This is a genomic window from Methyloglobulus sp., from assembly GCF_040079455.1.
GTDB lineage: Bacteria > Pseudomonadota > Gammaproteobacteria > Methylococcales > Methylomonadaceae > Methyloglobulus.
In genome coordinates, this window is sequence record NZ_JBEBKJ010000050.1 from 1 (window position 1) to 26,853 (window position 26,853).

27 protein-coding genes, 1 other RNA gene and 1 pseudogene are annotated in these 26,853 nt (G+C 44.9%); 19 read left to right on the forward strand and 10 right to left on the reverse strand.

Features of this window, described 5'->3' with window-relative positions:
* The 12 genes from ABL924_RS11470 to sufT all read left to right on the forward strand — a co-directional run.
* Positions 1-224 (forward strand): hypothetical protein (locus ABL924_RS11470; protein ID WP_349027232.1); only part of this gene is annotated, 224 nt, incomplete at its 5' end.
* A gap of 592 nt (positions 225-816) precedes the next feature.
* Positions 817-1,080, forward strand: coding sequence for an AbrB/MazE/SpoVT family DNA-binding domain-containing protein (locus tag ABL924_RS11475; protein WP_349027233.1), 264 nt, complete (start codon positions 817-819; stop codon positions 1,078-1,080).
* Positions 1,067-1,456 carry a type II toxin-antitoxin system VapC family toxin gene (locus tag ABL924_RS11480; RefSeq protein WP_349027234.1) on the forward strand — a complete coding sequence of 130 codons (390 nt, stop codon included), beginning with the start codon at positions 1,067-1,069 and terminating at the stop codon, positions 1,454-1,456. Before ABL924_RS11475 ends, ABL924_RS11480 begins: the two co-directional genes overlap by 14 nt.
* A 102-nt stretch (positions 1,457-1,558) precedes the next feature.
* Complete coding sequence (locus ABL924_RS11485; RefSeq protein ID WP_349027235.1) at positions 1,559-2,869, forward strand: homoserine dehydrogenase; 1,311 nt, start codon at positions 1,559-1,561, stop codon at positions 2,867-2,869.
* A 2-nt stretch (positions 2,870-2,871) separates the two neighbouring features.
* Positions 2,872-3,966 carry a threonine synthase gene (gene thrC, locus ABL924_RS11490; protein ID WP_349027236.1) on the forward strand — a complete coding sequence of 365 codons (1,095 nt, stop codon included), beginning with the start codon at positions 2,872-2,874 and terminating at the stop codon, positions 3,964-3,966.
* Positions 3,967-4,445: 479 nt separating this feature from the next.
* Positions 4,446-4,739, forward strand: coding sequence for a hypothetical protein (locus ABL924_RS11495; protein WP_349027237.1), 294 nt, complete (start codon positions 4,446-4,448; stop codon positions 4,737-4,739).
* 322 nt (positions 4,740-5,061) lie between these two features.
* A complete protein-coding gene (locus tag ABL924_RS11500; RefSeq protein WP_349027238.1) occupies positions 5,062-5,454 on the forward strand; it encodes a hypothetical protein in 393 nt (130 codons plus the stop codon).
* A gap of 27 nt (positions 5,455-5,481) precedes the next feature.
* Positions 5,482-5,847 carry a nuclear transport factor 2 family protein gene (locus ABL924_RS11505; RefSeq protein WP_349027239.1) on the forward strand — a complete coding sequence of 122 codons (366 nt, stop codon included), beginning with the start codon at positions 5,482-5,484 and terminating at the stop codon, positions 5,845-5,847.
* 6 nt (positions 5,848-5,853) lie between these two features.
* Positions 5,854-6,216: a TfoX/Sxy family protein gene (locus ABL924_RS11510; RefSeq protein ID WP_349027240.1), complete on the forward strand. Its 363-nt coding sequence runs from the start codon at positions 5,854-5,856 to the stop codon at positions 6,214-6,216.
* Positions 6,217-6,292: 76 nt separating this feature from the next.
* Positions 6,293-7,000 carry a bifunctional 2-polyprenyl-6-hydroxyphenol methylase/3-demethylubiquinol 3-O-methyltransferase UbiG gene (ubiG, locus tag ABL924_RS11515; RefSeq protein WP_349027241.1) on the forward strand — a complete coding sequence of 236 codons (708 nt, stop codon included), beginning with the start codon at positions 6,293-6,295 and terminating at the stop codon, positions 6,998-7,000.
* Positions 7,001-7,069: 69 nt separating this feature from the next.
* Complete coding sequence (locus ABL924_RS11520; protein ID WP_349027242.1) at positions 7,070-7,798, forward strand: SDR family NAD(P)-dependent oxidoreductase; 729 nt, start codon at positions 7,070-7,072, stop codon at positions 7,796-7,798.
* 13 nt (positions 7,799-7,811) lie between these two features.
* On the forward strand, positions 7,812-8,366 hold the full coding sequence (gene sufT / locus ABL924_RS11525; RefSeq protein WP_349027243.1) for a putative Fe-S cluster assembly protein SufT: 555 nt from the start codon (positions 7,812-7,814) through the stop codon (positions 8,364-8,366).
* Between the two features lie 76 nt (positions 8,367-8,442).
* Here the strand turns inward: sufT and ABL924_RS11530 are convergent, their stop codons facing one another.
* Positions 8,443-8,829 (reverse strand): hypothetical protein, encoded by a 387-nt coding sequence (locus tag ABL924_RS11530; protein WP_349027244.1) that lies wholly within the window; start codon positions 8,827-8,829, stop codon positions 8,443-8,445.
* A 922-nt stretch (positions 8,830-9,751) separates the two neighbouring features.
* On the opposite strand from ABL924_RS11530, the gene ABL924_RS11535 reads away from it, so the two are divergent.
* Positions 9,752-11,317: an FG-GAP-like repeat-containing protein gene (locus ABL924_RS11535; RefSeq protein WP_349027245.1), complete on the forward strand. Its 1,566-nt coding sequence runs from the start codon at positions 9,752-9,754 to the stop codon at positions 11,315-11,317.
* A gap of 306 nt (positions 11,318-11,623) precedes the next feature.
* Here ABL924_RS11535 and ABL924_RS11540 read toward each other — a convergent pair whose 3' ends face one another.
* The 7 genes from ABL924_RS11540 to ABL924_RS11570 form a co-directional block, all read right to left on the reverse strand.
* Complete coding sequence (locus tag ABL924_RS11540; protein WP_349027246.1) at positions 11,624-12,103, reverse strand: peptidylprolyl isomerase; 480 nt, start codon at positions 12,101-12,103, stop codon at positions 11,624-11,626.
* Positions 12,104-12,460: 357 nt separating this feature from the next.
* Positions 12,461-13,561 (reverse strand): HupE/UreJ family protein, encoded by a 1,101-nt coding sequence (locus ABL924_RS11545; protein ID WP_349027247.1) that lies wholly within the window; start codon positions 13,559-13,561, stop codon positions 12,461-12,463.
* Between the two features lie 44 nt (positions 13,562-13,605).
* Entirely contained in the window at positions 13,606-14,265 is a 660-nt protein-coding gene (locus ABL924_RS11550) for a ferric reductase-like transmembrane domain-containing protein (RefSeq protein WP_349027248.1), read from the reverse strand.
* Between the two features lie 48 nt (positions 14,266-14,313).
* Positions 14,314-14,703: a copper resistance protein CopC gene (locus tag ABL924_RS11555; RefSeq protein ID WP_349027249.1), complete on the reverse strand. Its 390-nt coding sequence runs from the start codon at positions 14,701-14,703 to the stop codon at positions 14,314-14,316.
* Between the two features lie 171 nt (positions 14,704-14,874).
* On the reverse strand, positions 14,875-16,083 hold the full coding sequence (locus ABL924_RS11560) for a sialidase family protein (RefSeq protein WP_349027250.1): 1,209 nt from the start codon (positions 16,081-16,083) through the stop codon (positions 14,875-14,877).
* A gap of 287 nt (positions 16,084-16,370) precedes the next feature.
* Positions 16,371-16,862: a hypothetical protein gene (locus ABL924_RS11565; RefSeq protein ID WP_349027251.1), complete on the reverse strand. Its 492-nt coding sequence runs from the start codon at positions 16,860-16,862 to the stop codon at positions 16,371-16,373.
* Between the two features lie 177 nt (positions 16,863-17,039).
* The gene (locus ABL924_RS11570; RefSeq protein WP_349027252.1) at positions 17,040-19,742 is read right to left on the reverse strand and encodes a TonB-dependent receptor; all 2,703 of its coding nucleotides are present in this window, start codon (positions 19,740-19,742) and stop codon (positions 17,040-17,042) included.
* 327 nt (positions 19,743-20,069) lie between these two features.
* On the opposite strand from ABL924_RS11570, the gene rpsF reads away from it, so the two are divergent.
* The 5 genes from rpsF (at position 20,070) to waaA (ending at position 23,605) form a co-directional block, all read left to right on the forward strand.
* Entirely contained in the window at positions 20,070-20,549 is a 480-nt protein-coding gene (gene rpsF / locus ABL924_RS11575) for a 30S ribosomal protein S6 (RefSeq protein WP_349027253.1), read from the forward strand.
* Positions 20,550-20,574: 25 nt separating this feature from the next.
* A complete protein-coding gene (rpsR, locus tag ABL924_RS11580; protein ID WP_349027254.1) occupies positions 20,575-20,799 on the forward strand; it encodes a 30S ribosomal protein S18 in 225 nt (74 codons plus the stop codon).
* Positions 20,800-20,811: 12 nt separating this feature from the next.
* A complete protein-coding gene (locus tag ABL924_RS11585) occupies positions 20,812-21,693 on the forward strand; it encodes a hypothetical protein (protein WP_349027255.1) in 882 nt (293 codons plus the stop codon).
* A gap of 54 nt (positions 21,694-21,747) precedes the next feature.
* Entirely contained in the window at positions 21,748-22,197 is a 450-nt protein-coding gene (gene rplI, locus ABL924_RS11590) for a 50S ribosomal protein L9 (protein ID WP_349027256.1), read from the forward strand.
* Between the two features lie 130 nt (positions 22,198-22,327).
* Complete coding sequence (gene waaA, locus ABL924_RS11595; protein ID WP_349027257.1) at positions 22,328-23,605, forward strand: lipid IV(A) 3-deoxy-D-manno-octulosonic acid transferase; 1,278 nt, start codon at positions 22,328-22,330, stop codon at positions 23,603-23,605.
* Positions 23,606-23,799: 194 nt separating this feature from the next.
* Here waaA and rnpB read toward each other — a convergent pair.
* Positions 23,800-24,157: RNase P RNA component class A (rnpB, locus tag ABL924_RS11600), an RNA gene on the reverse strand.
* A gap of 740 nt (positions 24,158-24,897) precedes the next feature.
* Here rnpB and ABL924_RS11605 point away from each other — a divergent pair.
* Positions 24,898-26,142: an MgtC/SapB family protein gene (locus ABL924_RS11605; RefSeq protein WP_349027258.1), complete on the forward strand. Its 1,245-nt coding sequence runs from the start codon at positions 24,898-24,900 to the stop codon at positions 26,140-26,142.
* A 119-nt stretch (positions 26,143-26,261) separates the two neighbouring features.
* Here ABL924_RS11605 and ABL924_RS11610 read toward each other — a convergent pair.
* Positions 26,262-26,708 (reverse strand): annotated as a pseudogene (locus tag ABL924_RS11610) (VIT1/CCC1 transporter family protein); the annotation flags it as partial.
* Between the last annotated feature and the right edge of the window lie 145 nt (positions 26,709-26,853).

Below are 26,853 nucleotides of genomic sequence, written 5' to 3' on the forward strand. Positions count from 1 at the left end.
CCCGCCGGGTTGATCTTCCAGAGCGTACCGTAGCCAGTTGTACCTCCAGTTTGAGTCGTGCCATACAGGCTGCCGTCGCTGCCGAAAGTGACCCCAGCGGATGGGAAATAGCCAGTAATCCTATCAAAGCTGTGCAGTACGCTGTATACCGGTGCAGTGACTGCCGCCTGCGCGGGCAGGGCGGCAACGCCAGCCAACACGCTAACGACAGCAAACAGCCTTAACCAGGCTGAAAATCGTGGGCTTTTAAACCGAGGTAAACCCCGTGCTGCCCAGAGTTTTGTAGGCTTTAACGCGATACTGCCGTTCCAGTCGCCAGTACTAACGGCGTAGTTAGGGGGGGGGCTGTGGCTACCGAAACAGCCTTAACAAAGGCAAACTTCATAGATGACTCCTGATAAAAAGGGTTATTAAAATAAGTAAAAATTAGCGCATTCTGCTAGTGTTCTGTTACGGCCCTGAGTGTGACGGGGTAGTTACCCCGTCACTCACGTTTTGCCGATGGATATGGGGTTTTGTGCCATGTTAAAAACCTACGAACGGGGCAACATGCCCCGTCCGGCTGGGCAAAAAGCATCATTGGTTGTGACTAACAGAATAAATACGTCTCTGCGCTCCCGCATATTATCTACTCTGAGTTGAACTGTCAACACAGCTAACTATAGCTAACAATCAGATTTATTCAACTGACGGGGCTAACGGTATCTACGGCCTATCTTCTCGAATTAATTTGACGAATAACCTTCATTCCTTACATTGACAAAGTGTCAATGTAACCTTAAAGTCTTACTTTTTTCTTACTTCGAGTGATTTGTAATGGATTCCGTTAAACTTTCCAGCAAAGGCCAAGTGATTATTCCTAAACCGATACGCGATGCCTATCATTGGGACACGGGGCAAGAACTCACGCTTATCGATACCGGCAGCGGTATTCTGTTGCAACCGAAAGCGCCTTTTGTCGAATCGGCACTCGACGATGTGGCGGGTTGTTTGCTTTACACAGGAAAGCCTAAGTCAATTGTTGAAATGGATAATGCCGTTGCGGAGGGCTTAAAAACGCAGTTTTATGATTGCAGTTGACACCAAGATTATCGTTCGCCTATTAACCCAGGATGATGCCGAGCAATACCAAAAAGCCCATCGATTATTTGCCAGCAATGAGATTTTTATTGCCGATAGCGTCATTCTTGAATGCGAATGGGTGTTACGGTTTGCATATCAGTTTGATTCTGAACAAATCAATACGGCAATGACCAAGTTGTTCGGCTTGCCGAATGTACATCTAAATCATCCCGCTTTGTTGGCGCAGACGCTTGCCTGGCATTCGCAAGGATTAGATTTTGCCGATGCTTTTCATCTTGCCTTTTCGCAACATTGCAAAACATTTTGTTCTTTTGACAAGAAGATGATTAAGGCAGCCAAGCATATTGATGGCTGTAAGGTTGTTTTGCCGTAAGTTTCGATCTTCATAAAAAACATCCCGGAAATTCAAGATGCCAAGTAAAATAGTAGGCATAAAAGGCTAGATTTAATGTATTACAAACTTAAAGGATAAAACTTGAAACCCGTAAAAATAGGTATCATCGGTTTAGGCACGGTCGGCGGCGGCACGGTGAATGTGCTGAAACGCAACGCCGAAGAAATCGCTCGTAGAGCGGGGCGGCAGATCATCATCACGCGTGCGTCCGCCAAGGATTTAAGCAAGCAACGCATTTGCGATACCCAAGGGATTGCCTTAACCACAGACCCTTATGAAATCATCAACGACCCTGAGATAGAAATTGTCCTGGAGTTGATCGGTGGTGCAGGCGCGGTTAAAGACATGGTGTTGGCGGCAATTGCCAACGGCAAGCATGTCGTCACCGCCAACAAATCGCTGATTGCCTTGCACGGCAACGAGATTTTCGCCAAGGCCAGTGAGCTAGGTGTGATCGTCGCCTTTGAAGCCGCAGTTGCTGGCGGCATTCCGATTATCAAAGCCATCCGCGAAGGCTTGAGCGGCAACCAAATCCAGTGGCTTGCCGGAATTATCAACGGTACCGGCAATTTCATCCTGACTGAAATGCGCGATAAAGGCCGCGATTTTTACGACGTGCTGGCGGAAGCGCAAGCATTAGGCTATGCCGAAACCGATCCCACGTTCGATGTCGAAGGCATTGATGCCGGGCATAAGCTAACCATCCTGGCCTCAATTGCTTTCGGGATTCCCTTGCAGTTCGATAAAGTCTTTACCGAAGGCATTACCCAAATTACCCGCGCCGATGTGGAATATGCCGAGCAATTGGGTTATCGCATCAAGCATTTAGGTATTGCCAGAAAAATGCCGGAAGGCATTGAATTAAGGGTGCATCCTACGCTAATCCCAGAACGCAGGTTAATTGCCAATGTGGATGGCGTGATGAATGCTATCGTGGTTAAAGGCGATGCGGTAGGGCCTACCCTTTATTATGGCGCAGGCGCAGGTGCTGATCCTACGGCTTCATCAGTCGTTGCGGATGTGATTGATGTTGTTCGTGCGTTAACCAGCGACCCTGAAAACCGCGTTCCGCATTTGGCATTTCAAGCCGATGCTTTGCACGATATTCCAGTTTTGCCGCCAGAGCAATTTAAGACCGCTTATTACTTACGGCTTAATGCAGAAGATAAACCCGGTGTTTTGGCTGATGTTACCCGCATCCTGGCCAAACACCAAATCAGCATTGATGCCATTATCCAGAAAAAAGCGCTGGATGACAGGGCACTGATACCTATTATTTTGCTCACACAAATCACCCTTGAAAAAGAAATGAATGCGGCAATCGCCGAGATTGAGTCGTTGCCGACCGTGACCGGAAAAGTCAACCGCATTCGCCTGGAAACCTTAGGATAACTATGTCTGCCCATACCCATTACACTGGATTAATTAACCGCTACCGTGATCGTTTGCCAGTCAACGATGAGACCCGTATTATCACTTTAAATGAAGGCAATACGCCTCTGATAAAGTTAGAAAATATTCCGAAAATGATTGGCAAAGATGTCGAAATTTTCGTCAAGTTTGAAGGCTTGAACCCGACAGGCTCATTCAAAGACCGTGGTATGACCATGGCAATTACTCAAGCCGTCTCAGAAGGCTGTAAGGCGGTGATCTGCGCTTCTACCGGAAATACCTCGGCTTCGGCAGCAGCTTATGCAGCACGGGCTGGCATTAAATCTTTCGTCTTAATTCCCGATGGCAAGATTGCCATGGGAAAACTGGCGCAAACTTTAATGTATGATGCCACCATTATTCAGATTAACGGCAACTTCGACCAAGGCATGAATTTGGTCAAAGAAATAGTCGATCACGCGCCAGTGACGATTGTAAACTCGATCAACCCCTATCGTCTGCAAGGGCAAAAAACGGCGGCTTTTGAGATTGTTGATGATTTAGGCGATGCGCCCGATTACCACTGTCTACCAGTTGGTAATGCGGGAAATATTTCAGCCTACTGGATGGGTTACAAAGAATATTCAACTGATAGCGCAACACATAAAGCGGTAAGCAAAAAACGTCCCATGATGTGCGGTTATCAGGCGGCAGGTGCTGCGCCGTTTTTGGCAGGTCATCCTATCGAGCATCCAGAAACCATCGCCACCGCTATCCGCATCGGCAATCCGCAATCCTGGGATTTGGCCTGGGTTGCACATAATGAATCCGGCGGTTGGTTTGATAAATTTACTGACGAAGAAATCTTAGTAACACAAAAAATGTTGACGCAATATGAAGGTATATTCTGCGAACCCGCCTCGGCAATATCGCTTTCAGGCGCTATCAAAGACATTAAATCCGGCAAAATTCCAGAAGGTAGCAGGATAGTTTGTACCCTTACAGGCAATGGCATAAAAGATCCTGATACCGCCATCAAACAATGTGCCTCAGCACGGATGGTGACGATAGAGCCGGAGTTGAATGCGGTTAAGAAAGCGATTTTGGATAATATGTAATTGGGGTGTCTCTTTATAAATTAGGTTGTTGCCGATGCAAGGAGATGCCTGATTCTATGTGATGCAGGGCGGGGTTAAACCCTGCCCTTACCGTTTTGATGTTATTAATTTTACGAAAAGTTCAGAATTAAAACGTCAGCCAAACTAAGTATTATGGTTGCCTTACCTTTTACAACGGGAAACAAACACACTCAACTTTAGGCTATCAGTCGCCATTGGAATTTGAACGCTAATTTTATAAGAAAGTGGGCTAGTGCAAACAGCAGTTGCCAATAATCTGGCGTCTTTTGACTACCTGAGGCATTTGCTCACTGAACTGCCTAAACTTAGCAGGACAATGAGCCCGAGGCATTAGACCAATTTCTGCCGTGGAACTTGACTGAAAAATTTCAGGCTTTAAATCAAGTGACGTAATTTGTTTACGTGGGCGCACTCAAAATTGACGCTCACGAATAAACAATAAAACCTTGGAGTCACGAATGAACCTCTCAAACCATCTGTTCTTCACCACAAGCTGCGAACAGGCGCTCGAGTTCTATACAGAATGCGGCTTTGGGTCGGTTGTTTCCATCCTTCGCCACGGCGAAAACGGAATGCCCGTCCGCACTGAATCGATGCGCGGCAAAACCATGCATGCGCAGTTTGAAGGGCCTGGGGTACGTTTTTTCGCCTCGGATAATGACGATGCGGAGCCTATGCGCGGCTCTTCTATGATCTTTATGGGAACCTCTAATAATCCCCTCTCCCTCTGGGAGAGGGCTATAATTGCTTGATTTTATTACCCTCATTCAGGCCTTCTCCCAGAGGGAGAAGGAGTTTTTTGAATTTTTAGAGATTCCCTTATGTTGGATGGTCGTGAGCAAACCAATCGTCTTTTCACTCTCCTCGCAATCGGCGGCCAAATTACCACACCCCTTGCCGTGCAGCCTTGGGGAGACTATTTTGGCAAATTAACAGATCGGTTCGGTGTGCAGTGGATGTTCAATTGCACATCTAAAATGTGAACCTGTTGCCGGAAAGGTTTATATCGTTCCCAAGCCCAGCACTTGGAACGATAAAATATTTTTAACCTATCAATTAAGAATTTTGCCCGTCATGAAAAGAAAAACATTTTTAAGCGTTGCATCATTTATCGCCTTGGCAGTCGGTACATTCGCGCTTATTGCCCCAGCTATTTTGCTGGAGAGCAAGGGCGTAGTGGCAAGTGCAGCGACTGAGGTATGGGTGCGTGAAGTGGGTGCTTTACTGATTTCAGTAGGTGTATCGCTCTTTCTCGTCCGAGACCATGGTGATTCCCCGACGCTTAAAGCATTTTTTATCGGCAATATTATGTTGCAATTAAGCTTGTTGATTATTGAACCGCTCGCCTACGCCAACGGCATCATTACCAAGCTATCTGGAATTGTACCGAACACAATTCTTCATATTCTGTTGGTGAGTGGGTTTATTTATTATTGGGCAAAAATGCAGAGGTCTAACCGCGCTTAACAATTTTTTTAATATCAGGATAAAACAATGACCAGCAATTCATACAAAAATACTTGGGAAACTTACACGCAATCATGGGCAGAAATAGACACGTCGAAACGCTTCGCATTATTCGAACAATGCTTAAGTCCCGGTTGCGTGTATACCGACCCACTTATGCAGGCTACAGGATACGAGCAATTATCTGGATATATGACTGAGCTTCAAAAAAACGTACCCGGAGTAAAATTTGTGACCACCGATTTTAAAAACCACCATGATCGAAGCCTGACACATTGGAATATGGTCGATGGCGAGGGCAACAACCTTGCCCAAGGTACAAGTTATGGTCTGTATGGGGCTGATGGACGGTTAACACAGATGTCTGGATTTTTTGATCCACCTGTTGGCTAAAAAACAATGACCGCCAGCACTGAATTTACGGAATTCGTTTTAGAGTTTCTGGAACCGCTATTCCCCGTACGAATAGCCCGTTTTTTTGGTGGTGCGGGGGTATATTTTGATAGCGTGCAGTTTGCCATGATTATGCACAACACCCTGTATTTTGCAGTGGATGAATACACTCGAAAGAAGTACGAGAAAGCAGGAATGCAGCCGTTTTCGTATGTGACCAAAAAAGGACAGGTTCAAGTTCGTAAATATTTTGAATTGCCAGAAGAGGTGCTGAATGACCCCGAACAACTACAGCTATGGACGAATGAATCTATACAGGTAGCCTACAATACCAAAAAACCTAAGAAAGTGCCTAAACGTTCGATTTAAAAGAGCGATACACCGGAAATGGCTAATAACTAAGCAATATAGTAAACTACGCTTGTTAATAACCTGAATAAAACCCATGACAGCCACCGACAACGTACACCCACAAGAAATCCACAAATTCGGCTCAATGGCGGAACGTTGGTGGGATGAGCAAGGTGAATTTAAAACTTTGCATGACATTAATCCGCTACGATTGGAATTTATCCAGCGTTATGCTGCGCTTGAAGGACAACGGTATGTTGATGTCGGTTGCGGCGGTGGGATTTTGACCGAGGCACTGGCAAGGCACGGCGCTGATGCGACGGGTATTGATCTCAGTGAAGACCTAATTGATGTCGCTGACTTGCACGGGCTTGAATCAGGCATCAGCGTACATTATCAAAAAATCAGCGCAGAAGATTTGGCAAGCCAGCAACCCGAAAGTTCCGATCATGTCACCTGTATGGAAATGCTGGAACATGTTCCCAACCCAGGTTCCATCATCAATGCCTGCGCGATGTTAGTAAAGCCGGGTGGAATGGTGTTTTTCTCAACACTTAACCGAAAGCCCAAGGCCTATATGTTGGCGATTGTAGCGGCTGAACATCTACTTAAAATGCTGCCTAAAGGTACGCACGATTACAAGACGTTCATCAAGCCGTCGGAATTGTGTCAATCCGCCCGTGCTTGCGGACTTACTTTGCAAGGCATGGTGGGTATTGAATACAATCCATTCACTAAGCAGTTCAGCCTGAGCAAAGATATTGATGTCAATTACATCGCTGCTTTCCAACGTGAATATTAGTAAAACTCCAAAACTTTCAAGTGGCTATACCTTATCCCAGCTCTTGCTTGCAATTGACAAAACACTGCCATGCCGTTAACTAATCAAGTCATTTTGATTACCGGCGCAGGTGGTGGCCTGGGCAGCACAGCAGCTTTAGCCTTAGCTAAGCAAGGTGCAACGATTGTCTTATTGGATAAAAGCATCCCTAAGCTGGAAGCTGTTTACGATACTATTAAAGCAGCAAATGCACCTGAGCCGGTAATGTATCCGTTTGATTTGGCAGGTGCTAATGAAGATGAATATCAAGAGTTAGCCGATAAAATTGAGGAAAAATACGGCTCTCTACAAGGTTTATTGCATTCTGCCGTAGAGTTCACCAGCTACACACCATTAGCGTCTCAAGGCACTAAAGATTGGGGACACACCTTAAACGTCAACCTGAATGCGCCTTTTTTGCTATGTCGGGTGTTATTGCCTATATTACAAAAAAATGAACATGCCGCCATCGTATTCACCTCGGATTCCTCCGTACGGGTTGCACCTGCATATTCAGGCGCTTATGGCGTATCTAAAATTGCACTGGAAGGGTTGGCGAAAATCCTTGCTGAAGAAATGGAATCATCCAACAAAATTCGGGTCAATGTCTTTATTCCAGGTCCTGTGGATTCACCATTACGGAAACGGGCTTACCCAGCAGAAGACAAAAACAGATTACCTGCAATGGAATCCTTAGCCGCCGCTTATTTATACTTGTTTGGCCCACAAAGCATAGGTGTAAACGGTCAGATGATTGATGCCAGAACCTTTCATTTATAACTCACTATCATATATGTCCGAAAGAGAAGATGTTGTTTTAACCCGTGATGTCAATGTCATCACGGTACCTGACGGTAACACAACCACCTTAAACAAGGGTGAAATAGTGACTATTCATCAGGCGCTGGGCAATAGCTATACCGTCGTTACTGAACACGGCAGCATGGTTCGCATTGCCAATACCGATGCCGATGCCTTGGGCAAAGAGCATCACCAGCTACACACCTTGGTATCCGATACTGATAGCGAAGCGGTGGAAAACAACTGTTGGGAAGTGATGAAAACCGTGTACGACCCTGAAATTCCGGTCAATATCGTAGATCTTGGTTTGGTGTATTACTGTAACGTACGGCCATCAGTAAAAGATGAAGCACTAAACGATGTTAACGTCATTATGACGTTAACCGCCCCTGGTTGCGGGATGGGGCCGGTTATTCAAGGCGATGTCGAAAAATGTATCCGCGCCTTGCCGGGTGTGAATAGCGTTAATGTTGAAGTAGTACTCGACCCACCTTGGTCACGGGAAATGATGTCTGAGGTTGCCCAATTGCAGCTTGGGCTTTATTAAATCCTGGGGAATTCCAGCCCTAACCCTTATTATTTCGGATTAAAAGGGCTGGATGTAAGTGAAATGCTGTAAGTGTTTAGATTAAACCCTTGATGTCTCCTAGTTCCTTGATAGCCTTATCCAAGTGTTCATCAATCCCTTTCATTTCGTTTTTCTTAGCCATAGTCCTTGCTTTTTTAATAGTTTCGTTAGTGCGTGAGCGTTCTCTATCAACCACATCGTTTGCGTTAACATCTTTGCCGTAATCCATCGCTTGCTTGATGAATTTGTAGACTTCATCACCTGGTTTGCCTTCAGCGGCAGCAACTTTAGCTTTCTTGAGCTCGCCAATCATCATATCAATAGCATCGGCAGGGGAATATGAAACTCTGCCTTCACCGGCTTCTGCCAGTGCGACTGATGAAAAAGCACCCATAGCCATTGCGATCAGGGAAGAAAGTACGATTGTTTTTAAGGTTTTCATATATTGGGTTATCCTCTTTGTGTGTTGTATAGCGTTGTTTCGGTCAATTCTTAAAATTACCGCGCAGGATTGTATCACGTTTCGATAAATTTTCTTAATCTCAGCCTCTTCCAATATGAAATGAGTCTGAAGGAGTTACGTATTTCCACCAAGGAACGCATCTGAATTGAATAGCTGAAGTCCTAAATCGGTCATGATGCAAGGCATGGTGATCAACAAAATTACAGACCTTGGGTCAGGTCAAGGCGTGTTTAGACGGGACAACAGAAGTCGCTTCGCACGCACCCAAAGCAAAACGCAGTGCCTTTATCGAGCGCGTCCTCACGCGGGTTGGCCACGCCCGCCAAGGTCGTTCTGTCCGTGTGTTGCTGCGCTATATCGAGCGCATGACAGGCTTGTCACGCCAGCAAGTAACCCTAAAATGGTTTTCACTGCGGTGGTGCGTAAACATCTGGACTACGCGCATATTCCGCAATATTGCGCCGGCTTAGTGGACACGTTCTGTGCTGAATTTCTCAACCCTTATGATGCGGCTACTTTAGTTTCGAATTATTTACAAACGTTCGCAAATAATGAGAACTAGTTCACAGTTTAGCGAGAATTGAATTGTTTTGAGATGGGGCGGACGGCATTATTAAGGCGTACTTAATTTTTAGCGTCTACGATGAATACTGATTTTCAGATAAGGAAATCACAGATTTTGGTTGTATTTAGTTGGTTCACCTCGCTTGTTAAAATCTTTATGCAGCGTGTTCCCCAAAAGACTAGGTCTTAAAGATTAGCTATACTTTATCTTTTCAAGAATTACGTTCCGGCTTCGATCTTGCTATCTGTAATTTTTTTTCCTTAAATCAAAAGCTTCTGGTGGTATCAATATCAGCAGAAGATTTTTTTGTCATATAAATGAAATGAGATTTAATTTATGAATAAAACCAATATGATTAGAGGACTGTTTTCTATCATGCTGCTATTGGCCATTACTGTCATAAGCATCGCCGATGCATTTGAAGTGGGAAACGATGCCTCGGTAGGTAATTATCCGAGCTCTATTGCTGAGGGCGATTTTAACGGAGACAAAAAACAAGATCTCGTCGTTACCAACTTTTACAATAACACGGTCTCAGTATTGTTAGGTAACGGTAATGGTAGTTTTCGCTTTCCTGTTAAGTTTAATGTAGGGGCTCGCCCACGCATGGTTCGTACAGCAGATTTGAACGCTGATGGCAAGCTTGACTTGATAGTCGCCAACCATGACAGTAAAAACCTCTCAGTGTTGTCAGGCATTGGCAATGGCACTTTTAAGGCAGCGGTTAATTATCTTGCCGGTGTCGCGCCCTTCTCGTTAGTGTTGGCCGATTTCAATCGTGACAATATTTTAGATGTTGCGGTCACCAACTATACGGCCAATACAGTTTCCTTACTGCAAGGCAAAGGCAAAGGAAGCTTTCTACCACCATCGGCAATTACCGTGGGTAGCAAGCCTAGTTCAATTACAAATGGTGATTTCAACAAGGATGGCTTGATGGATCTTGCTATTACCAACTACGGCAACAATTCCGTCACGGTTTTAATGGGGAATGGAGCGGGTAAGTTCCCTAAAAAAGCCAATTTAATTGTTGGCCCAGGACCTTATTCTATTATCGCGAAGGATTTTAACCGAGATAAAAATGTCGATCTAGCGGTTACTAAATATACGGGAGGCAAGATCGCCATTTTACTGGGTCAAGGGAATGGCAATTTCTTACCTGAGCGTCAACTAGCGGCCGGTGCTTATCCTTGGTCGATAGCCAGTGCAGACTTCGATGGCAATGGCACGCTCGACATAGCGACCACAAATTTTTCTGATGCAACACTATCGGTGTTAAGTGGTAAAGGTGATGGTAATTTTTTACCTAGAGTTGTCTATCCCGTGGGAAGCGGCCCCGCCTCAATTGCTACTCGTGATTTTGATGGTGATCAGCGTCTCGATCTGGCAATTGCCAATCATTACGATGGCACCGTCTCGCTGCTATATGCCACTAACACTACAAAGCCACCAGTAGTTACCCAGCCGCCGCCGACACAGCCGCCTTCAACAACGCCCCCACCACAAACCAGCACAGGCATAACCGCATTAGAGCAGAGCGTTCATCAGAAAATCAACGCCTACCGTGCCTCCCGTGGTTTAAAGGCATTAACGCTGAATTCTGTCATCAGTAATATAGCGCGGACACACAGCCAAAATATGGCATCTGGCAAAGTGGCCTTTGGGCACATAGGTTTCGAAACGCGCATTCAAACGATAGCGAATACCCTTCCTTATGGTGGTGCAGGCGAAAATGTCGGTTCCAATTGGGGGTATAGCGATCCGGCTGCGACAGCCATGGAGGGTTGGTTGCAAAGTGCGCCGCATCTTGCCAGTATTGTCGGAAATTATAGAATGACCGGAATCGGTATAGCAAAAAGTAGTTCGGGTGAAGTTTTTTTTACTCAAATATTCTGGAATTAAGCTCCCTGATTAAGGCAGTGAGTCCTGAAGCACCGACTTTTTAATGGTGTTTCAGGCCAACCCAACAGTTTTTAATAGCACCAGCAAATAGTAGGCTGCTAAGTTTTATTGGCACTTAGTCGTTCAAGAGGCCATTAAACTAACCGACCAACGAATTATACAAGCACTGCTTAACAATACTTCAACAGAACCATATCCTACGGCTTTGCATTCAGAAAATCACATTTACAAAGTAGCAGCAAATTAAAGCACCAGTTAAACGCAACGTTAACTTTTTCGCTAATCTATATCAATCGAACTTTAATCTTAATGATTACATCCTTCACCGTGTATATGTCCATGTGAAGACTCTTCTTTAGTCGCAGGCCTGACACCGACAATTTCAATAGCGAAGCTTAGTGCTTGCCCCGCTAGCGGGTGATTGCCGTCAATCGTAATGTCGTCACCATCTACTGTTAAGACAGTAATTACGCCCGAACCAGAATTTGCCGCAGCGTGGAATTGCATGCCTACTTCGACGTTGTCTATGCCTTCAAACATCGCTCTGGACACGACCTGAATCATATCATCGCTGAATTCACCATAAGCATCTGCAGCCTCGATACGCACATTGAATTTATCACCGACGCTTCTGTTATACAGTGCCTTTTCCAATCCCAAAATGATATTGCCGGTACCATGTAGATAAACCAGTGGCTCACCTTCAGTAGTGCTATCAATTTCTTCGCCAGCATCGTTGGTCAGGGTATAGTGGATGGAAACGGCTGTGTTGTCGGTGATTTGCATGGTGAAACCTGTTCAATTATAAAAAAATGGCTATGATACCGTTTTGTTGTTTTTTTGTCTTTATTTTTATAAAAACATATTAAATCAATAAGATAAATTATATTGCACTGAAAACTTTCATAACCCAAGTCATCACCTTGCATTATCGAAAAAAGCTATCGTAACTTAGAAAATGTTGCAAGAACCCTAGCAAGTATAAGTCACAAGCTTTTTTATAGCCTCACTATCTTTTGATACTGTCTTTTTTTACTTTTTCTAACTCAGTAGATATGATTGGCATTTTCTGGGTATTCTTTGATATATGGGGATCTCTAAAAATCCCCATATATCAAAACCAGGTTTTAACATAGCTAATTTTCAGTTAAGCACTGTTCGCTCCAAGAGCCAATAACTCCCAGCAAGGCAAGTTAAGACAGAACCGACAGGCACTAAGAACCGGCTTATCTTTTCTTTACCGTGCAACCACCAAATTAACGGCAAAACAATCGACGCGACAGTGATTTGCCCCAATTCCACACCTAGATTGAATGAAAACAGCGGCACCAGAATTCCCGTTTCGATAGACGAAATGCCCATTTCCCTCAGTACACCAGCAAAACCAAAGCCATGAATAAGACCGAAGAAGAAGGTCAAAATGCAACGGGCTCTGGTGGATACCTTATCGCCACGAATAATATTTTCTAGCCCCACATACACAATACTGGCGGCAATCAACGGTTCAACAATACTACTGGGGATATCGACGATATTCATGCCAGCCAATGCCAGGGTGATGGAATGGGCGATGGTAAAAAAGGTGATAATCTTGATAGCGGGCCAAAAACTGCGGGTGACGACAAGCAAGGAAAATAGGAACAGCAGATGATCGTAGCCAGTGAGTATATGCTCTACACCCAGTTTGAGAAAATCAATAAAGGTTGAAGTGGGATGGTTTTCCGCTACGGTGGGTTCAGCGTTATTTTTCAGGTTGATTTCAAGCACGTTGGCTTGCTGGGTTAACATTTTCTTTGCTATCTCATGACCACCGGCATTTTTGACCGTAATATATTGCTTATGGTCAGCCGGAAGCCTACTCAAAAACGTGGACTCAATAAGTGCTGATGTTGTAGGCGTACCTTGGTAGTGTAAGTCAACCGTGGCATTATTCTGGTTGTCGAAACTGACCGTGCTGGGAGTTATGGCTTTAACTTCAAGCCCATCAAGGTGGATTTTTAATTCGTTGGCGACGTAATTAGCAATTGCTGGTTTTGCCGCATCTCGTTCTGCGGTGGTAACTTCGGCATCTTCGTCGCTATCCATAGGCACAAAGGCTTCAATGTCTTGTACGGCAAAGGTTAGTTTAGCGTCCAAACCATCAGGTTTGACGGTCAAATCCGCCGAACTAAGGCCAGGCGGATGTGCAAAGCTAATTTGTAATTGGATAAGTAGGAAGATAAAGCTAATTATTTTAAGTGCCACGCAATCTCCTGTTTTGATTTTCGTCTATCGCAGTGCTGGCAAAGCTACGGGTTATTGCGTCTACGTATAAAACGGAAGGCCACGAAAACAATCAACGCTAAACCGAGGATGCTGCCAATGCCCATCGCGATATAAGTCCTAATCGGTTTTGCATCAGGATCAACACCAACATGCAGAGGGATTCTTAACTTATCTTCATCTGATAAGGCTTCTTCGCCACCCACTATGAGATATATCGCGTAATAGCCGTTTTTGTCCAATTGTGCTTGGGCTTCAACTGCTCCGCGTGGGTAGAGTTTGGCAGGAATTTCGGCAATGGTGCGGATGTCTTTGAAATTTTCAGCCTTACTTTCATCGCCGCCGACAAATTCTTGTTCCACAACGCGAATGCCAATAGGGGTTTTCCGTAACTCTTCACCAACTACATCGGCAGTAAAGTAACCCATGCCCGTTGCAGGTATGTTTTTACAATATGACCGGAACAGGGCTTTTTTGTCTTTTGCTGACATCTTTACGTCGTCAATAGGCGGTTTGACGTATGCACTAAAATAAACGGCATAGAAATCAGTGGCGACCAGGCAACCGACTGTTGCTTTGGTCATGACTTGCGAGGGGTTGTCATTGTAGCCAGGATTTTCGCAAGCTGTTAATAGCAAGATGTTGATAAGCAAGAAAAATCGTAATGCTGAATAGGGTGATTTCATGTTGTGGTGAGCCTCGTTAGTAGACGGTCTATTTCTGTTGACGATATATCAGGGCGTTTTTATGGTGAATTTGAATTTGCCCGTGACAATATGCGTATCTAAGGAGACAACTCGGTAACGCACGTTATACGTACCTGGCGGAAGTTGCGGAATGGTGACGTACAGATGCGATTGATCGAAGGTTTCTTGTGCGGCATCTTTGTTATCAACGCGTTTGCCAGCACTATCAATGACCGCCAGCGCTTTATATTCGCTGCCCACCTTATCGTTAAACCAGACATCCACTTGTTTGGGTGATTCGGCAATCGTGCTATCGACCACAGGCTGTGATTTCACCATGATGGCATGAGCAAACACAGGTATGGGTAAGATCAAGCTTACCCATAGTGCCAGACCTAACAATGGTTTAGCCGTAAAAATGATGTCGCTTCGTGTCATTAGTCTGTACCAGAAAAATTGTGTGATTGAGTTGTAAAATGCCTTCCATTATATAACCGATAGCGGGGATGGGCAGTAAAACTTAGGGATTAACATAGTGGTGCATTCGTTGGTTATCTTTATTAGTACGGAAATATCCTGCTTGAATGGCTTGAATGGCTTGACTGTGCTTTATTCGATAACAAACCATGCTAGTTGCCCAGTTCGTTTGCTGGGCTTTTCTGTCCATAAGGCTAACAGTCCGTTTTTTGTAGCAACCAATCTGGGGTGAGTTGCCGCATTGTTTGCCGTGGTTAAGCGGGTAGCCGTTAGCCAGGTTGCTCCGTCATCATCGGATTTTGCGTAAAAAATGCTAGTTCCGTTGGATTCCATTTCATCCCAAACTGCGACGATGTCGTTATCAATTGTAGAAATATCAGCGTGAATAGCGGTGTTGCCAAGCTTTTGTGGCTTTGACCAACAATTACCGCTATTTTTAGAGGACAAATGATATAAACCCGATCTCTCTTCCGCACCTGTCCACACTAAGCTATGTAGTTGCTTAGGTTTATCAGCTCCTGTGTAGGTTAAAGCGCCGCCCACATGAGGGCAGCCATCAAACTTCCAATCAAACTCACCAACCGTACTAACATGCCGCCAGGTTTTGCCGTCATCATAAGATTGCAGTAGAGCCATATCGCGGGGTTTCATATCACGGTAGAGAATGTTCAGATCACCTTTTGGTGATAAGGCAAGCGTATTCCAGCAACAGGAACAAGTTGAATCATCTAGCGTGGTAGCTTGGCTCCATCGTTTGCCCCAATCGACGGATCGGGAGTAACGTAGGCTTTGGTAGCCATTTTCTTCGGGATCTTCCAACCAAACAGCATGAAAATTTCCGTGCTGATCGGCAATCAGGTCGATGTGCGATTGGTCGCCTTCATTGTTAACCGCCGGATTAGCGCCTTGTTGCCAGGTTTTGCCGTTATCTTCGGAATAAGCACTTGCCATAGAACCCATGCTGGGCAGTTCGCCCTTAGTTTGCCAGACGGCAAGCAGATGATTTCCCTTTGCGGTAAGCTGAATATCATTGCCACGGCTGTTTATACTTGCTGGAAGATTGCTTAGGGCTACTGGCTCTAGCCAATTTTGACCACCATCCTCAGAACGTGTGTAATTTAGCTTGGTTTGCTTATCTTTGGCGGAAACTTTGCCGCCTGCAATAATATGGATAACGTCATCGTCCACGTAAACATCAAACGTGGAAATGTCGTATAGCCCGAAGGTTGATGTTGAATAAGGTGTAATCGTTGTTGATTCGGCTGTTACTTTTTTGGGTTCAGCAGTGCTTAAAAGTGGATTATAGGTGCAACCAATGAGAGCTAAGGAAGTGAGATACATCAATAAAGCGGGAAAAGACGTTGTTTTTTGGAAGGATATCCGAAGGAAGTCAAAGTAGGCTGAGTTAGTGCAACGTAACCCAGCAATTCGTTGAAAAAGTTGGGTTACGCTACTGAGACTGTGAAAGTATTGTAAAAATGTGCAGAAAATCATATTTGTATTTTTACATGACTTTGATGTTAGCAATGTGGTGGGATCGTAAACCTAGGTTTGTACCCCCAATATTTAATTTTTTCACAGTCTCTGCCCCAACCCATAAGTGTAAAAACTGCTGAGGGCATAGTGGTTCAATTGAGGGTTTTCTTGAAGTAAGTCTCATAATCTTCTTGAGACAAAACCCCGCTGATACCTTCTCGCTCATGCTTTTTGTTTAGAAAATAAGTGCGTGGCATTTCCCCATACCATTTTGGATCAATCTCGTAACGCAGTTTTTGTGGGTTTTCGTCGGCAAACAGCCAGTTTTCAAGTCCGGTCAGTTCGTTTTTCGCAAGTATTTTCTGAATATCATCAGTCGCCGTTACATCGTCAGTTGCCAGCATAATCATATTGATGTTCGGGTTGGCCTTGTGCAACTTGTTCAACAAGGCCATATCTTTAAGGCAGGATGAACAGGTAATCGACCAGATCACCAGCATAAAAGGCTTATTGGCATTGCTATCCAGTAGTTGCTTATAACTTCCTGATGCAAAGGGTTTCAAAACAGCCGACTCGGCATGGCTCGGTAAAGCTATCAGGCATGACAGCAAGAAAAAACAGGTAATCGCTATTTGTTTGGGCATGATGGTTGCTCTGTAAACTGAGAAATAAATAACGTCAGATGCAATAAATATCTATTAGTTTACTTTTGATAAGCGTTAAAGCAAAGACTTAAGAAGGTAGAAAGCGTTAAGGATGGTTTCAGTGAGTAAAAAAACGGGTATTCCAGTTAGGAATACCCGTTAGTAATGACGAATTAGTTAGAATTTCGCCGTAAAGCCTAAACGGAAACTGACGGGTTCGACCGGATGGAAGTGGAAATCTTCACTGGCAGCGCCATTTGGTGTGGGTCTGGATTCATAGTAATACGTAATGCCATCATCTTCACGATTCAAAATATTGAATACTTCCGCTTGAAAGCTCAGGTTCTTGTTAACCTCATACCCCAACATGGCAGACAGCAAAAGCGTTGATTCCGAACGTTTGCTATTATCTTCAATTAAAGTGCGGGGCCCGAAAAAACGCATTCTGGGTCCACCGAAAAAGCCGCCGTAGACATCATGGAAAGTCGCACCTGCCGCAATAACTGTTTCTACCGAATTGGGAATGTGATTGCCTTCACCCGAAACAGTATTTCGGAAACGGGAATGTGAAAAACTTAAATCAGCATCAAAAGTTAGCCAGTCTGTAGGTGAATAATAGTTGTTAAACTCAAGGCCATAGCGACGGCTTGGGCGACTGGCTTCAGTTGTTCCCGCATCTCCAATAAACAAGAGCTCAGAATCTATATCCAGCCACCAGATCGCCAAAGTGCTTTGTAAGCCTTTCACCCAGGTTGAGCGCACACCGACTTCGGCACTGTAAGTGCGTACCAGTGGATCGGCTCTTTCGAGTGTAGCACCACTTGATGGATCCTTTGTAGTCAGTACACCACGAGCATCATTGCTGTGATAACCAAGTCCACCGTTCAGATAAAACTCGGTATCTGCCCAAGGGCCGAAGATTAGACCAAGTTTTGGGCTGACTAGGCCATCATAGCGTTCACCGTTGTTCTGGCTGACATTGCTGTTGTTAACGTTAAAGCGAAAGCCATCAAAACGTACGCCCACGTTAGTTCGAAACCAGTCGTTCCAACGGGTTTTGTTTTCCGCATATGGGCTGATGGAAGTTACCCAGATATTGTCTTGGCGAGTAATGCCATACTGTTTTTGAGCATGAGTTTTGGTAAGAGCATTTTGAATGTTGTCGTTGCGAATTTGTAAACCGAATGTGGTTTCTGAATCGGCATCGCCAAGTTTGTGGAACAGGGTATGACTGCCTTTAAAACCTGTTGTCCAACGATCGTCTGGCTGACCAAATTGGTCGCCACAGTTATAAACGGTTTGCGACGTTGCACTGAGACAACCACCCGGTTTTTGTGGATCAGGTGTGTTGTTGTCCAAAAAGTAGGTAAAGTTGGAAAACAAATTTAATTTGGAATATACCCCGTAAGCCATCAACTTGGTTTCGCTTGCTGCATCTTGACGATGCCATTCACCTGTTAAACTATACCGTTGGCTATCGCCGCCATCGGTAGGGTCAATAGTGCCAAACCGATCAAGTTTGCCTTGGTTGACTGGTTGTAATGGAATTTGATCGGTCGCATACCAGTCGGATTTAGTCGCCATACCGGTAATACTCCAGCCATGATCGCCATGCTCTTCGCTATAACGCAATACGCCGTTAAACTTCAGGTAATCATTGCCGACTGTCCATGGCCCGTTGTTATAAACGGTTTCAGCACCATATAAAAGGTTGCCGTCCCCAAGCTTATGCGAACCTGCGACCATGCCACGGTAATAATCAAACATGCCGCCGGTAAACTTGACAATATTTTGCGGTAGTTCTTTGTAATAATGAATATTGGCAGAACCGGTGCTGGAAAAATCGCCATTTTCCGCGTAGTTACTGCCTTTTTTATAATCTAGTGTTTCTATTAATTCAGGGATAAGGAAGTTAGTATCCGTCCAGCCTTGACCATGCGAATGCGATAATTGGTTGACGGGTACGCCATCAACTTGGGTCAGGAAGTCAGTACCGTGATCTAGGTTAAAGCCGCGTAGAAAATACTGGCTGGCTTTGCCTTCACCACTGTGTTGGGTAGCAATAAGCCCAGGTACGGTTTCCAGCACTTCGCTCGGTCGGGTTATCGGTCGAAATTTAAGTTGGGCTTGCCCGACATTGCCTTGCGAGGCGCTGTCCGCGATACCTACTTGGGAATCTGCCCGTTCGGTAATAGTCATTTCATCCAGCTCTACTGAATCTTTACTACTACTGTTACTTTCAGCGGCTACGCTGGTTTCTGCTGATTCGGTTGCTGTTACTTCCGGCTCTTGGGCATAGGCATTGCCTCCTACAAAAAAGGCAAAAGATAAGGTCATCAAACGTGCGGCGGCTATGCCAGCCCCGTGTAACAGCGCGGTGGCGAATACAAAACCTAATGTGTAGGAAATCAAACTCGCCGAGGCGGATATTTCTTGCCCATGTACATAGCCATGAAAAAACGCAAAGAAAGCCACGATCAAGACATTCATGCGCGTGGTAAATCGTATTTTTTTAACGATGAATACGCTAAATACCAAGCCGGAAAGCAGTATCATGATTTCTATGCTGGGTATAGCCATGCTCGCTGCACCTGCAAGCCCACCCAAGCTCATCACGCAAACAAAGGTTAATGGCAGCATCCAGATAGCGACACCACGTAGCTGTGCCGCCCAGACACCGACCGCAACCATGGTTAGAAGATGGTCCCAACCTTGCAACGGGTGTTGAAAGCCATGAATCCAATCAGTATTGATAGTAAGAAAAATTGTTGGTGCTTTAGTAAAGAGTGACAAAGAGAGCAGTGCAAGCAGCCCTAAAGGTAGGGCGAGTTTCTGTAGATTAAACTTGAAAAGTGCTGATTTATTATTTTTGTTTTGCATGGGATTCCTCAATAACTAAATAGATGAAGTCTTCACGATAGTGGTGGCATTGCTTCTGGTTCTCATCATATCAAATTATATGTAGGACATAAGTTTTTTTAGCCTGCAGAATAATCGTGAAGTTCGGTATCACGGCATTATTGTCTTTTAGAAGAAATTGGATTTAATGCTTGAAATTTCTTTGCCAATTTATCGCAAAGGCTAAAGCTTTCCAAAACAAACAAAAAAGGCTATAATGCACGGTTTTTCATTGGCACTTAAATAGTGCCGGCCTTGCTTCATCATCGTCGCTCATAGACGATGGGGGCGTTAACCGTAAGGAAAATTATGCGACATTATGAGATTGTTTTTTTAGTGCACCCAGATCAGAGTGCACAAGTATCGGCGATGATTGACCGCTATAAGTCGATTATTGAAACTGCGTCCGGCAAAATACACCGCCTGGAAGATTGGGGTCGTCGGCATTTGGCTTACCCTATCAAGAAAATCCACAAAGCCCATTACGTCTTGATGAACATTGAATGCGACCAGCCAACTCTCGTTGAATTAGAGAGCGGTTTTCGTTTTAATGATGCGATTTTACGCAGCATGATACTCGTCCAAAAGGAAGCGATTACTGAAGTCTCCGCCATTGCGATTGCAACCGCAGAAGAGAGCAAAGCCGCTGAAGCACGGGCTAAAGGCTTATTGGCTAAAGAAGCGGCGGTCGCATCAGAGGCAGTTGTCCTTGATGATGATATTGATCTGGATGATCTGATAGATGAAGATCTTGATTCAGATGAAATTGATCCAGAAGTTGTTATTTAATTAAGAACATTACTAAGGAATATTTATGGCTCGTAATATTAGACGCAAAAAATTAAGCCGTTTCGGTGAAGGTGGAACGGAAATTGATTACAAAGATATTGATTTATTGAAAGATTACATCACGGAAACCGGCAAGATTATCCCTAGTCGTATTACTGGTACCAGCGCAAAACATCAAAGAGCATTATGCGTCGCTATTAAGCGGGCGCGCATGGTTGCCTTGATGCCTTATTGCGACGCACACAAGTAATCCGAAAATCTAATGAAATGGTTAGCGGCATATATCATGCGCGGCAGGTTAGAAGCCATGCTTTTGGCCTCTACACTGGCTATGTTGTCGTTAATTTTGGCGCCCTTAAGTGTATTTAGCTCAGGTGCCGTAGCTTTAGTCACTCTCAGGAAAGGTGCTTACGAAGGCTTGATTATTCTGGTTTGCTCAAGCCTGGCAGCAGGAATACTGGCTACATTAATCCAGGTTAGTTATCAGTTTATCCTAATCTATGTGCTTTTCTTGTGGCTACCAATCTGGTTAATCGCGATTGTACTCAGGGAAGGCCGACACATTTCATTAGCTGTTGAGATAGCGGTTCTGATAGGTGTCGTGGGTGTTGTTGCGTACTATCTATTCAATACCGACCCTGCATTAATGTGGGCGCAGGTCATGCCTAAAATGGTACCCGCCAATGCACCTGTAGAGGATATTAAACGGACGATAGCTTTCATAGCACCTTATATGACTGGGATAGCGGCCGCTGGGGCGGTGTTCAGCATGTTATTGGGCTTATTCCTAGGGCGATGGTGGCAATCCTTGCTTTACAATCCTGGTGGCTTTAGGCAGGAGTTTTTATCATTAAAAACTGAACCTAGACTGGCTATAATTAGCCTTGCGATCATTAGCATTGCCATGCTCAGCTCTGGAGCGGTATCTCAAATAGCCTGGAATACCGCCATTATAATGTTTGTGCTGTATACGTTTATCGGCATTGCCGTGTTACATACGGTATTTTCTGGAATGAAAATAGCTCAATATGCAGTGGCAATGTTTTATATTACCATGTTTTTGATACCCTATAGCCTATTCCCCGTTGCCTTAGTGGGGTTCAGTGATACATGGCTGAATATACGAAAAAGAAAATTGAATTAAACTTGAATGCCTGATGGCGAAAATAGTCGGTTAACAGCCGAGAGGTGATTAAAAATGGAAGTCATACTTCTTGAAAAAATAGTAAACCTAGGTAACCTAGGTGATCGAGTAAGCATTAAAAACGGATATGGTAGAAATTACCTAGTTCCTCAAGGTAAAGCCGTTCCTGCTACAGTCAAAAAAATAGCTGAATTTGAAGCACGTCGGGCTGATCTTGAAAAGGCGGCGGCTGATAAATTGGGTGCTGCTCAAACCCATGCTGACAAGCTGAGTAAACTGGAAATCGTTATCACGCATAAAGCGGGCGACGAAGGACGTTTGTTCGGCTCTGTGGGCACTCTCAATATAGCCGAAGCCATTAATCAAGCTGGCGGCATGATTGAAAAACAGCAAATACGCTTGCCACATGGAACCATTAGACAGGTAGGCGATTATGATATTGATATTAATCTACATTCTGACGTAATTGTAACGATGTCGATCAAGGTTGCTGCTGAAGCCTAAGCTTTTTTTAGGTCGATACCATCAGTGTTCAGGCTACGTTCGCTAGAACGTTAGCCTGAAATCCTTCGTGATAAGTTTGTGGGGCTAAATATCTATCTTTTACGCCAGAAAAGCTAAGACAACCCTCTTAATGAGAACTTTTTATTCGGCTGTTTTTTACCTCATCATTCCTTTCATCCTGCTCCGCTTGTTTTGGCGCAGTATCAAAGCACCAAATTACCGCCAACGATGGCGTGAACGCTTTGCCTATTATGATAGAAATTTTTCCCAAGGTGTCATCTGGTTTCATGCCGTTTCTGTGGGTGAAGCTGAAGCCCTATTTCCCCTAGTTCGTCGATTACAGCAGCATAATCCGCAAGCAAAGTTATTGATAACCACGACCACTCCGACGGGATCAGCTAGAGTCAGAGCCGTATTGGGGCAAACAGTTGAACATGTTTATCTGCCTTATGACACACCTGATACGGTCAAGCGTTTTATGCAGTGTTTTAAGCCCGTACTTGCGGTCATCATGGAAACGGAAATCTGGCCCAACCTGTTTACCTACTGTGGTGCAAACGACATACCACTATATGTCATTAATGCCCGATTATCGGAAAATTCATCTAGTGGCTACCAAAAATTTCCTTCATTAATGCATCCCGTTTTAGCTAACGTGAAGTGTGTTGCCGCCCAAACCCAAGAAGATGCCGAACGGTTTATTGCCATTGGTGCAAAACCGGAGCAAGTTGTTACCGTAGGCAATATAAAATTTGATCTTGAAATAGCAGAAGACATTGTAAAAGAAGGTAAACAGTTAAAAACCAGCACTTTTAAAGATCGTTTTGTATGGCTAGCAGCCAGCACACACAAAGGGGAAGAACAGATTTTTTTGGATGTTTACAAAACACTCAAACCGAAAATACCAAAATTATTGTTGTTAATTGTCCCCAGACATCCTGAACGCTTCACTGAAGTAACTACATTGTGTGGGCAGAATAATTTGGGTGTTGTCACCCGCACATCGAAACAACCCTGCAATATGGATATAGATGTTTACCTTGCCGATACGATGGGTGAATTAAAAATGTTATATGCAGCAACTGACGTGGCATTTGTAGGGGGCAGTATGATGCCTGTAGGTGGGCATAACCTACTAGAAGCGTCTGCCATAGGCGTACCCGTTTTGTTTGGCCCTTACATGACTAACTTTAAAGAAATAGCAAATAAAGTATTGGCTCATAATGCTGCAATACAATGCCATAACAAAGAAGCTATTGTTAAGGCTATTCAATCGGTATATTTGGATATCGGCTATCGAAACTTACTTATTGCAAATGGTAAGCGGTTCGTACGAATGAATCGTGGAGTCATTGGGAAGCTTTTCGAGATGCTTTCTGTCGAATTGAAACAGAAGAGCCAAAAATAAATCGAGTAAGCCCCTGAGTTACCCTGCAAAGTACTTTATTTTTACCGTTACTTATGAAATACGCGGCACGCTAAAACAACGAGGGGTGGGGTTCAAAATACGAACAATCATCAAATGATTTTTAATATTGGCCGTAAAGCTTTTTGACGAGTGGCTACCGAAAGGAAATGTTCTAACCGCACCTAATTGAAGGTAGAAAAAGTCGGCCTATAAGCCGGGTTCTGTCGAGAGCAGCCATTCATCTAGGCTGCAAGTCACCTTGCAGCTCAAGCAATCTACCCAGGAACCGCGCGGGCCACGCGTATATTCCTCTATTTGATCTTGCTCCGGGTGGGGTTTACCGTGCCGCTTCTGTTACCAGTTGCGCGGTGCGCTCTTACCGCACCTTTTCACCCTTACCCCAGCACTTTTACAAGTGATAAGGCGGTATATTTTCTGTGGCACTTTCCGTAGGTTCACACCTCCCAGGCGTTACCTGGCACCCTGCCCAATGGAGCCCGGACTTTCCTCCATTCTATCTTGCGATAAAACAGCGACTGCCCAGCCGACTCTTTCTAGGCTGATTATACCGTAAGCAGGTAATAGGCGTTGAAAAAGACTTTTAACAGAAAAACACTCAGTTTTAACGTAGCAAACCATAATGAAAGGCCGTTAGTATTTGTATACTTGCACAAATTTAAATAGTTTGATGCACCTTATAAAGATGTACACTCCATCAGCTTATTGCTGAGCGGATTAACGAGCGGCTAAAAGTTGCAATGACTCCAAAAGGAAGACTAGCGGGGAGTCGCTATCTTTGCGAAAGCTTGTTTTGAGGACGTCCTGTTCAAACAAGCGGCAAAAACTTAACGCGGCTGCCCCAGCCGTCCTGCTACCCTCGTCCCATACCCGACAAGGGGTACGGGACATCGTTGCACAATGACTCGACGCGATGTCGTAAAGCTGTGCATTTTCACGCCGCAAACAGCGCTTCGTGAAAACACACAGCACTATCGCTTCTGGGGACTAAAAATCTTCACTCCGCTAACGCTACGTTTCCAGGATTTTCAGCGGTGGTAGAAAAGCAACCTATAGAAGCAATCACCGAACAAGAAATACCGAAAATCCTCACAAACCCTGAAGAAACCATAATCTGCACAGTATTATTCGATGTTATAACTCCCTGGAGACAGCATAGAGACCCAGTAAGCTTGTATAAAAGGCTGATGCGCTTGGCATTATTTGAATACACTGTGGTCTAATTCGGTGAGCTTTCCAAATTCAACAAGAGAGCAGGAGTTTGTGGGAACACTATGATTGAATTGCAAAATTTCAAGCTCCTGGGAATCGCCTTGGCAATTGGCCTGCTTATCGGCCTTGAACGGGGCTGGCACACCCGCGATAAGGGCGAAGGGATGCGTATTGCTGGGTTACGCACGCATGGACTTATCGCCTTGCTTGGTGGCTTATGGGGGATTCTTGCTGTACAAACAGGCATTTTATTGATGGGCTTTGCCTTTCTGTCATTGACGGCTGTTTTGCTTATCGCTTACAGCAAAAGCCTCAATAAATTTGAAGATTACAGCATCACCAGCATCATCGCCTCATTGATCACCTTTACTTTGGGGGCGCTCACAGCTTTCGGCCATACCATGCTCGCGTCGGCAACAGCCGTCGTGATTACGCTACTGCTGGGATTTAAACCCTTGCTCCACGGCTGGGTGAACAAACTCGAACAACGCGAGCTGGAAGCCACACTTAAACTATTGCTGATCTCTGTGGTAATGCTGCCAATTCTTCCTAATCGAAGCTTTGATCCGTGGGATGTCTTTAACCCTTACCATATCTGGTTGCTTGTGGTGCTGATTGCTGGGGTTGCTTACCTAGGTTATTTTGCTATCAAAATTGGTGGCAATCGGCATGGCCCGGTATTGACGGGTATTTTTGGTGGCTTGGGTTCTTCAACTGCGGTTACTTTAAATCTATCGCGATTATCAAAGACTTATCCTGGCATGCAAAATGCGCTATCCGCAGGCATTTTGACAGCTTGCGCCACTTTATTTGTTCGCACTCTGCTGTTATCTTCAGCGCTAAATCCGGCTCTTTTCCGAGAATTGTTTCCGCCTTTGTCAATAATGGGCGTTCTTACCTATTTGCTGGCTTTCTTATTGTGGCGAACCGCGCGGGAATTTCAGGGACAGCAGGAAGTTATGCTAGATAACCCGTTTCAATTGAGAATGGCACTAAAATTCGGTGCATTTTTAGTTGCCGTCCTGTTCCTATCCAAGCTCCTGAAAATTTATTTTGGCGACACCAGCACTTATTTGCTCGCTGCTGCATCAGGAATAGCCGATGTAGACCCGATTACCATTTCAATGTCACAAATGAGTAAGGATGGCTTAGAACTCAGTGTAGCTGCCCGTGCCATTTTAATAGCCGTCGCAGTAAATTCAGCCGTTAAGAGCGTCATTGCATCAGTGATTGGGGATCGTAACTTGGGCTTGAGGGTAGGCGCAGTGCTAGCAATCGCGGTTGTAGCAGGCTTAATGTTTTCATAGTTATAGATTCGGCCTTGTGAAGTTTTAAATCCCGTTCGCCTTGAGCCTGTCGAAAGGCACGTGCGCTTCGACAAACTCAGCAGGAACGGTTCAAACATTATAAGACCGAATCTATGTCATCAGACAGCGACACCAAATAACTTACCTACCATAGCGGTAGCTGCCATTGCGATAGCTCCCCATAATGTTACGCGACCTGCACCGATGATAACCTTCGCGCCGCCTGTACGGGCAGCGAGTCCACCCAGCAGGGTTAGGGAAAGTAGAGAACTCGCCGCTACAATGGAAACGGTCATTTCTGGTGGGCTGTACCAGGTTAAGCCTAACGGAAGCGCAGCACCGGCTGCGAAGGTAATTGCGGAGACGAAAGCGGCTTGTATGGGCCTGGCCTGATGAATACCCGAAAAGCCCAACTCGTCCCGTGCATGGGTAGCCAGCGCATCATGCGCCATGAGTTGCCCCGCGACTTGTTCTGCAAGCGTTGGGTCAAGACCGCGTTCTACATATAAAGCCGTCAACTCATTGTGTTCTAAATGCCAGTCGTCTGCCAGTTCCTTGCGTTCACGGGCAAGATCGTAAGCGCGCCACTATTTTTCGCGAAAGCTAAAATGCGGTCCATCCGATTTTAGCGGCGAAAAATCACGTGGCGATTAATGCCTTCGGCTGCCCGCGTTCGTCCTCGGTTCGTCACGATGCACAACTCCCCTTCGG

Bases quoted from the DNA above. Each gene is read 5' to 3' on its own strand.
- sufT (WP_349027243.1), top strand. From the start codon at position 7,812: ATGTCCGAAAGAGAAGATGTTGTTTTAACCCGTGATGTCAATGTCATC.
- ABL924_RS11495 (WP_349027237.1), top strand. From the start codon at position 4,446: ATGAACCTCTCAAACCATCTGTTCTTCACCACAAGCTGCGAACAGGCG.
- ABL924_RS11555 (WP_349027249.1), bottom strand. From the start codon at position 14,703: ATGACACGAAGCGACATCATTTTTACGGCTAAACCATTGTTAGGTCTG.
- ABL924_RS11505 (WP_349027239.1), top strand. From the start codon at position 5,482: ATGACCAGCAATTCATACAAAAATACTTGGGAAACTTACACGCAATCA.
- ABL924_RS11565 (WP_349027251.1), bottom strand. From the start codon at position 16,862: ATGCCCAAACAAATAGCGATTACCTGTTTTTTCTTGCTGTCATGCCTG.
- thrC (WP_349027236.1), top strand. From the start codon at position 2,872: ATGTCTGCCCATACCCATTACACTGGATTAATTAACCGCTACCGTGAT.
- rpsR (WP_349027254.1), top strand. From the start codon at position 20,575: ATGGCTCGTAATATTAGACGCAAAAAATTAAGCCGTTTCGGTGAAGGT.
- ABL924_RS11585 (WP_349027255.1), top strand. From the start codon at position 20,812: ATGAAATGGTTAGCGGCATATATCATGCGCGGCAGGTTAGAAGCCATG.
- ABL924_RS11550 (WP_349027248.1), bottom strand. From the start codon at position 14,265: ATGAAATCACCCTATTCAGCATTACGATTTTTCTTGCTTATCAACATC.
- ABL924_RS11560 (WP_349027250.1), bottom strand. From the start codon at position 16,083: ATGTATCTCACTTCCTTAGCTCTCATTGGTTGCACCTATAATCCACTT.
- ABL924_RS11605 (WP_349027258.1), top strand. From the start codon at position 24,898: ATGATTGAATTGCAAAATTTCAAGCTCCTGGGAATCGCCTTGGCAATT.
- ABL924_RS11520 (WP_349027242.1), top strand. From the start codon at position 7,070: ATGCCGTTAACTAATCAAGTCATTTTGATTACCGGCGCAGGTGGTGGC.
- ABL924_RS11540 (WP_349027246.1), bottom strand. From the start codon at position 12,103: ATGCAAATCACCGACAACACAGCCGTTTCCATCCACTATACCCTGACC.
- ABL924_RS11535 (WP_349027245.1), top strand. From the start codon at position 9,752: ATGAATAAAACCAATATGATTAGAGGACTGTTTTCTATCATGCTGCTA.
- ubiG (WP_349027241.1), top strand. From the start codon at position 6,293: ATGACAGCCACCGACAACGTACACCCACAAGAAATCCACAAATTCGGC.
- rpsF (WP_349027253.1), top strand. From the start codon at position 20,070: ATGCGACATTATGAGATTGTTTTTTTAGTGCACCCAGATCAGAGTGCA.
- ABL924_RS11570 (WP_349027252.1), bottom strand. From the start codon at position 19,742: ATGCAAAACAAAAATAATAAATCAGCACTTTTCAAGTTTAATCTACAG.
- ABL924_RS11475 (WP_349027233.1), top strand. From the start codon at position 817: ATGGATTCCGTTAAACTTTCCAGCAAAGGCCAAGTGATTATTCCTAAA.
- ABL924_RS11480 (WP_349027234.1), top strand. From the start codon at position 1,067: ATGATTGCAGTTGACACCAAGATTATCGTTCGCCTATTAACCCAGGAT.
- ABL924_RS11500 (WP_349027238.1), top strand. From the start codon at position 5,062: ATGAAAAGAAAAACATTTTTAAGCGTTGCATCATTTATCGCCTTGGCA.
- ABL924_RS11510 (WP_349027240.1), top strand. From the start codon at position 5,854: ATGACCGCCAGCACTGAATTTACGGAATTCGTTTTAGAGTTTCTGGAA.
- rplI (WP_349027256.1), top strand. From the start codon at position 21,748: ATGGAAGTCATACTTCTTGAAAAAATAGTAAACCTAGGTAACCTAGGT.
- ABL924_RS11530 (WP_349027244.1), bottom strand. From the start codon at position 8,829: ATGAAAACCTTAAAAACAATCGTACTTTCTTCCCTGATCGCAATGGCT.
- waaA (WP_349027257.1), top strand. From the start codon at position 22,328: ATGAGAACTTTTTATTCGGCTGTTTTTTACCTCATCATTCCTTTCATC.